The 6,889-nt window shown below is 42.0% G+C and carries 6 protein-coding genes; 3 read left to right on the top strand and 3 right to left on the bottom strand.

Annotated features, from left to right (window positions below; translation table 11 throughout):
* Nucleotides 1-319: hypothetical protein (locus V7K56_RS33460; protein WP_334917887.1), on the top strand; the 319-nt coding region annotated here is incomplete at its 5' end.
* A gap of 67 nt (nt 320-386) precedes the next feature.
* Here V7K56_RS33460 and fdhD read toward each other — a convergent pair.
* The gene (fdhD, locus tag V7K56_RS33455; protein WP_334917885.1) at nt 387-1,232 is read right to left on the bottom strand and encodes a formate dehydrogenase accessory sulfurtransferase FdhD; all 846 of its coding nucleotides are present in this window, start codon (nt 1,230-1,232) and stop codon (nt 387-389) included.
* Between the two features lie 143 nt (nt 1,233-1,375).
* Between fdhD and V7K56_RS33450 the strand changes: the two genes are divergently transcribed.
* Nucleotides 1,376-2,557 carry a serine hydrolase domain-containing protein gene (locus V7K56_RS33450; RefSeq protein ID WP_334917883.1) on the top strand — a complete coding sequence of 394 codons (1,182 nt, stop codon included), beginning with the start codon at nt 1,376-1,378 and terminating at the stop codon, nt 2,555-2,557.
* Between the two features lie 175 nt (nt 2,558-2,732).
* On the opposite strand, the gene V7K56_RS33445 is transcribed toward V7K56_RS33450, so the two are convergent.
* Nucleotides 2,733-3,518 (bottom strand): Uma2 family endonuclease, encoded by a 786-nt coding sequence (locus tag V7K56_RS33445; protein WP_334917881.1) that lies wholly within the window; start codon nt 3,516-3,518, stop codon nt 2,733-2,735.
* Nucleotides 3,519-3,881: 363 nt separating this feature from the next.
* On the opposite strand from V7K56_RS33445, the gene V7K56_RS33440 reads away from it, so the two are divergent.
* Nucleotides 3,882-4,331 (top strand): orange carotenoid protein N-terminal domain-containing protein, encoded by a 450-nt coding sequence (locus V7K56_RS33440; RefSeq protein ID WP_334917879.1) that lies wholly within the window; start codon nt 3,882-3,884, stop codon nt 4,329-4,331.
* Between the two features lie 186 nt (nt 4,332-4,517).
* Here the strand turns inward: V7K56_RS33440 and V7K56_RS33435 are convergent, their stop codons facing one another.
* Nucleotides 4,518-6,740 carry an FdhF/YdeP family oxidoreductase gene (locus tag V7K56_RS33435; protein WP_334917876.1) on the bottom strand — a complete coding sequence of 741 codons (2,223 nt, stop codon included), beginning with the start codon at nt 6,738-6,740 and terminating at the stop codon, nt 4,518-4,520.
* Nucleotides 6,741-6,889 lie beyond the last annotated feature (149 nt).

The raw sequence follows: 6,889 nt of genomic DNA, 5'->3' as shown, positions 1-6,889 counted from the left end.
TGAGGTACTCCAAAATCGTGTTGAGGTACTCCAAAATCGTGTTGAGGTACTCCAAAATCGTGTTGAGGTACTCCGAAGTCGTGTTGAGGTACTCCAAAATCGTGTTGAGGTACTCCAAAATCGTGTTGAGGTACTCCAAAATCGTGTTGAGGTACTCCGAAGTCGTGTTGAGGTACTCCGAAGTCGTGTTGAAGTACTTAAAAGTCGTGTTGAGGTACTCCAAAATCGTGTTGAGGTACTTAAAAGTCGTGTTGGAGTACTTCAAACTTTGTCCCACCGCAATCAACTACACAGGTGCGTAGGCGTAGCCTACGCTTAACTTTTAAAACAGTCGCTACAAACTTTTTTGCAACAATTTAGCCTTGCCACACCAGTGCAAAAGTTTTTTAAGCAGCGTTTATTCTTTGTAAACCAGTGTAAACATTGAACCGTTCTCCGCGCAGGAATCCAATTAAGGTAATCCCGAATTCCTTGGCGACAGATACCGCCAAACTACTGGGAGCGGAAACAGAACAAACAATGGGAACTCCAGCAGTTGTAGACTTTTGCAAAATCTCAAAACTAGAGCGTCCGCTGACCAGGACAATACAATTATTTAAAGGCAATTCGTCACTGAGCAAAGCTGTACCAATCAATTTATCCAAAGCATTGTGTCGCCCAACATCCTCGCACAGATTTAACAGTTGCCCTTGAGCATCAAAGATAGCCGCAGCGTGCAAACCCCCTGTTGCGGTGAAAATACCTTGAGCAGCCCGGAGTTTTTCTGGTAGGCTGTATACGATCTTAGGTGTTACCGTTGGGCCAGAGGAAATTACTGGACATCCCCGCAGACGCAAAGCCTCAAGGCTAGCTTTACCACACACTCCACAGGCGCTACTTGTATAGAAATGACGTTCCAAAGGCTGTAAGTCTGGAATCAGGCCATCCCGCAGCTCCACATTTACAATATTATGGCGCTGTTCACCATCTACTAATTCATCTACACAATAGCTGATACGTCGAATATCTTCTCTGCTATTAACGACTCCTTCACTGTAGAGGAAACCAGCAGCTAGTTCAAAATCTGCCCCTGGCGTCCGCATTGTTACAGCTACCGTTTTCTGGAAAGGAAGAAGACGAATTTCCAAAGGTTCTTCGGTGGTAAGTTGGTCTAAACGAGACCGTATTTGACCTTTTTCTACTACCCAAACAGTGGCTTTGGTCTTACTTTTAGTTGGCGTTGGCGTTCTCATATTTGTGAAAGTTGGTGAATTTAAATTTTGATACTAATCTGGAAACAAAGTAATGCTATTTATATGTCAGATGTCAGGTTGATGCTTACCAATTACTTTGTGCAGTTGAGCTAGATCGGCTATGTTTCTGTTTAGGAAGTAAAATGAACCTAAAACTTTTGGCTTTCAGTAAAATTTTATTTGCAATAGTTTTTGTGATTTCCCTTGGTTTTACAGGATATTTAGTGGCTAATAACATTAGTCAGAGAGTAATTGAAAAATCTCTTGCTAAACAAATGATTTCTACCTCCACCGTCGGAAAAAGTTCTCAACTACAGAAACTTTTAGATGAAATAATTGTAGAACAGAAAATACCTGGTGCAGTTATGTATATTACTACACCTAAAGGTTCTTGGCTGGGAGCATCTGGTGTCAGTAACTTGTCAACTAAAACCAGGATGAAACCCACAGATGGCTTTTCTATTGCCAGTATGAGTAAAACTTTTGTGGCGGTGGTTGTGCTGAAATTAGTGGAACAAAGGAAGATAGGATTAGATCGAGCGATCGCAACCTATTTACCAAGAGACATCACTCCTCATATTGTCAACAGCGACAAAATTACAGTTCGTCAACTCCTCAACCACACCAGTGGTGTTGCTGAATATCTAGAAACAAAAGAGTTTATTCAAGCTACGGCGAAAAGAAGTCGCTCACAGCCTTGGACAGCCAGAGAAGCTATTCAGTATATGTATCAAGAGCAACCGCAGGCAAATCCCGGAGAAAAATTTATTTATACTGATTGCAACTACATTCTTTTGGAACTAATTGTTGAAAATGTCACCAGGGGAACTCTCGCTCAAGCAATCCGCGGTCAGATTTTAAAACCATTAGGATTAAAACATACCTTTACGGAATTGCGCGAACCAACAATTGGAGAAGTCGCTACAGGTTATGGCGATCGCAATAAGGATGGTAAGCTAGATAGCTACGCCCAAGTTAATGATGGTAATGGTTTGGGAGATGGTGGATTGGTTTCAACAGCAGAAGATTTAGCCAAGTTCGCCAAAGCCTTATTTGTCAAAAAAACCTTACTTTCCTCCAAGATGATGAAAGAAATGCTGAAATTTAAAGATAATAGCGCAGATTATAGCTATGGGTTGGGTGTAGAAAGGTTTTCATCTCCTTTGGCAAAAGCAATTGGGCATAGTGGTATAGCTTATGGCTTCGCAACATTGCTTGCATATTTACCCAATGAAAAAACCACTATAGTAGTGCTGCTAAACAATCAGAATGTTGATATTAAATCAGTAGCTAGGACAGGTCTAGAAGTTGTCGAGAATAAATGATCCTAATTTGTAATTATGCTTGTAGGGCTGGCATTTTAATAATTTAAAATTCGTCTTGGAAAGTTCTGATGCCTGCGGCGGTCTGCGCCAACGGATAGCGCAGCGTTAGCGAGTCCGCGAGCGTCGGAAACCTCCGATCAGAACTTTGTAAGAGAGGAGTCTTAAACCCTTTAATTTACGATAAATTTTCTGGGTCAATGTTCAGTTCTCGCAATTTGGCTGCTAGGCGTTCAGCGCGTTGTCGTTCTTGTTCAGCACGTTGTCGTTCTTGTTCAGCACGTTGTCGTTCTTGTTCAGCACGTTGCTTTTCTTGTTCAGCACGTTGTCTTTCTTGTTGAGCGTGTTCCGCTTCCCACTGGGCAATTTCTTCAGGTGTAGGCATTAACTGTCCTTCCGCATTGAAATAGCGTAATTGATTTTCATGAACGCCCAAGTACAAACTTAGCTGCTGACTCCACAACAATCCTTGTGGGTTGGGTTCTATAGGTTGATACGTACCACCCACCAAAATAAACCCAGCAAATTCTAGATTCTTGGGGTCAAACCAGAAATATTCAGGAGTGCGAAAGATATCTTGATAAATTTGTTTTTTTAAGCCCTTGTCGGTCGCTGCGGTTGACTTTGAAAGCAGTTCTATAATCAAATTCGGATATTTGCCGTCTTCTTCCCAAACAACCCAACTATCACGGGGTTTGTGTTCAGTATTTAAAACGACAAAGAAATCTGGCCCCCGAAAGTCTTCGGATTTACGCTGGCGTGGACTGTAATGAATGCTAAGATTCCCCGCAGCAAAGTAGTTATTAAAGCGATTGTGGTCTCGCCACCACCAATCAAGACATTTTATTAATAGCAGCATTTGCTGCAAATGTAGGTATGTTTCCAATGGTGGTTCGTTACTTTCTAAATCCCCAGGTGGAAATATAACATCTTCTGGGGTTTCAAAATCTTTGGCGACAGACATGGCTGCAAGTTTTGAGTGATGTTAACTTGAACGTCGCAGTCGGAAAGCGTTAATATTAGGTTTGCTTTTCTAAGCGTACTATCGCATTATAATCAGGAACCTCTTCAAGCGATCGCTTACTGTCACAGACGCTACCTTAAGTTTTAACATTTATCTTTGCTTTATATACATCGTACGAGGCATTTTTGTAACTAGCAATTTCAGTTATCTATATCTGTCTTATGTAATAAGTCCTATACCTACCTTAAGTAGGGTTATCTATCTATCTTTGTTCGTTAAGTTGTATGAAGTACTAAAGAATCGCAATTTTCTCAGTAAGTAACTGACGAAATCAAAATAACCTTAACTTAGTTGGAGTTTTTTATGACTTACACAGCTGATGAAGCTACAAAACCGGCTTTAGAAAGTTTTCAACGCTTTGATGTAGATACCCAGCTAGCCCTACTTTGGTTCGGTTACTTGGATCTTAAAGAGCAGTTAAACCCTGCACCTCCTGAAAGGATAGAAGTTCCCGCCAAAGCAGTGTTTGATAAATTTCTGGACTTGTCTAAAGAAGAGCAATTGCAAGCACAACGCGACATTATTAATGGTGCAGCTAACGAGATCAGCCAAGCCTATAATGCTCTAAGTGCCAATTCCAGATTAGACGTTTGGCTGCTGCTAGCACAAGGTATGGACAATGGAACCATCATTCAAGTTCCGTCCGATTATCAACTACCTGGTGAAACGGATGAATTTGTCGCATTGATCAAAAAGCTAGAGTTTGAGCAGCGGATTAATTTCTTGCTGACTATAGTGCAAGCAATGGGTTAGTCAAGTCCAAGAACTTTCAATAGCTTTCTAGAATTGGGGATAACTAAAAGTAGCAAATTAACCTAAATCTGGCTCCTTTTGTTCTACTTTAATAGTTGTTAACTTATAACTACCGCAGAGATGATCATCTTTGCGGTAGCTTTGATGCAAGTTAAATTTGTTAAAACTGTGAAAATGAGACTTAATTCAGATTTTTTCCAACCGCACGATCGCATTATAATCGGGTACACCTTCAAGCGATCGCTTACTTTTATCTAGTAGCACATTCCCTTCTGGCCAATGTACTTGCAAGTTTCCTGACTGAATTGGTGCAATGTAGACTTGACAGAATAACTCGCCTAAATCATTCTTAAGAATGACGCGATCGTAATCTTTTAAACCCAACTGTTTTGCATCAGCAACATTCATTAGCACTGCTTCTCGCATCGCCCCAGTAATTGCATCCTTGCGTTCCTGCACCATACTATTAAATTGTTTGCCTCGGCGCGTTGCTAATAAAAAATAACCTTCTGGTAATTCTTTTTGGCGTGGTAATAATACGCCAAAGTGTGCCTTTCCATCGGGTGTCGAGAAATTCCAACCGAAGCACAAATGTGAGCCACCATATTGAAACTGATCGCCAGCTTGTTGTAAGTGTTGAATACCAGCATATTGCGGGACGACTTGAGCAATTTCTTGACGGATAGCAGCTGTGTCAGCAAAAGTCAGCTTATCTGCCAAATCTGGTTTTACCCGCCTTGCCAATTCTAAAAATACTTCCCACTCTGGACGCGCTTCTCCAATGCGCGGCCCCGGAATTTCTGGACTGAAAATTACCCGGCGTTCGGTGTTAGTTTCTGTGACTCCTCCTGGTATTTCGTAGCGAGTCGTCGCAGGTAACAGCACCACAGTATCAGCAGGTTCCACCAACATTTGGCTGGAGAGAACAATATCTATATGTACCCGCAGAGGTATTTGCTTCAACGCTGTTTCCACATAATCTGGTTCTGGCAGTACTTCTAAAAAATTCCCACCCACAGAAAACAACACATCTAAATTCCCCTGATGTGCGGCGTGAATCATTTCTGGAGCAATTAAACCTTTACTTGTCGGCACTTCCAAGCCCCAGTGTTGACTTAATTGGGCAGCATTTTCTGAGGTGATGGGTTTACCACCAGGAAATACTGTCGCGTAACATCCCATCTCTGCACCACCCTGCACCCCAGAGTGACCGCGAATTGGCATTAAACCGCAGCCTTCCCGACCGACAAAACCTTTGGTGAGAGCTAGATTAATGATACTTCGCACGTTATCTTCGCCGCATTCATGCTGAGTAATGCCCATACTCCAAACAAATACGGCTTTATTAGCTTCTTTGACCATTTTGGCAAAAGCGTACATCTCCTCGCGAGATGTACCAGAAAGCCGCTCTAATTCTTCCCAAGATTGATTTTCTAAAGATGCTTTGAGTTCAGCAAAGCCAACAGTGTATAAATCTACAAATGACTGGTCTACCCAATTGTTAGCAATTATATGTTTAATAGTGCCATTTAAAAATGCTATATCCCCGCCCATGTTGATTAAGAAGAAGTCTTCGGCAAACTTTGTTCCGAAAACGGCACTTTCTACAATTGAGGGCACCCAGTAACGCTCCATTCCTGGCTCACGGTAAGTATTAATAACTACAATCTTTGTGCCTGCTTTCTTGGCATAATGGAGATACTTAACGGTAACAGGCTGATTATTAGCAACATTAGAGCCAATGAAGACTAATAAATCAGTACCAATCCAGTCTTTATAAGAACAGGTGGTAGCCCCAGCACCCAAAGCTGCTTTCAATCCTGCTGTACTGGGAGAATGGCAAATGCGGGCAGCATTATCGATATTATTGCTTCCCATTGCCCGCACAGCTTTTTGGGTGGCATAATAAGTTTCGTTGACAGTACCGCGACTGGTAACATAAAAACTGAGACGGTCTGGTGTAGTAGTGCGGATGCGATCGCTAATTACCCCTAAAGCTTCATCCCAGTTTATACGGCGAAAGCCTTTTTCTCCTCGTTGACGAATCATCGGGTACGGAAGTCTCCCCAAGTCGCGCAATTGGGCACTTTTTTGTTTCTGCAACTGTGAAACATCTTCCAATAGCACAGGGTCAAAAGCTGGCATCGTATTCATCCGCAACAGCCGCAACCGGACATTGCAAAGATGAATACCATCTAAAGTCCAATCCTTCATCCCGGTTGTTCCCAGAGCACAACCATCGCAGACACCTTTATTTAGGATATTCCACGTATATGGTAGTTTGTCACGAGATAGCCAGATTGCCCGAAATACTTCCCAATAGTTATTAGGATACTGTTCGCCAATGCCAAAGGGCTTCCAACTTGCCCAAATTGAAGGTGTCCAGTGCTTTTTGGGTTTAGGTAACATGATGCAATGTATGTAAGTGGCTGGATTCTTTAAGGCTAGCGTTTTAAGTAGCAGACGGTTAAAAATTTAGACATAGAAGGTAAAAACTGAGAAGATTAACTTCTTGTGTCCTAACGACAACTTAAATGTTTATAAGCCAACGGCTATCT

The organism is Nostoc sp. (genome assembly GCF_036917535.1).
Classification (GTDB): Bacteria; Cyanobacteriota; Cyanobacteriia; order Cyanobacteriales; family Nostocaceae; genus Nostoc.
Note: the sequence above shows the minus strand (reverse complement) of the source record. Positions and strands in the feature narration are given on the sequence as shown.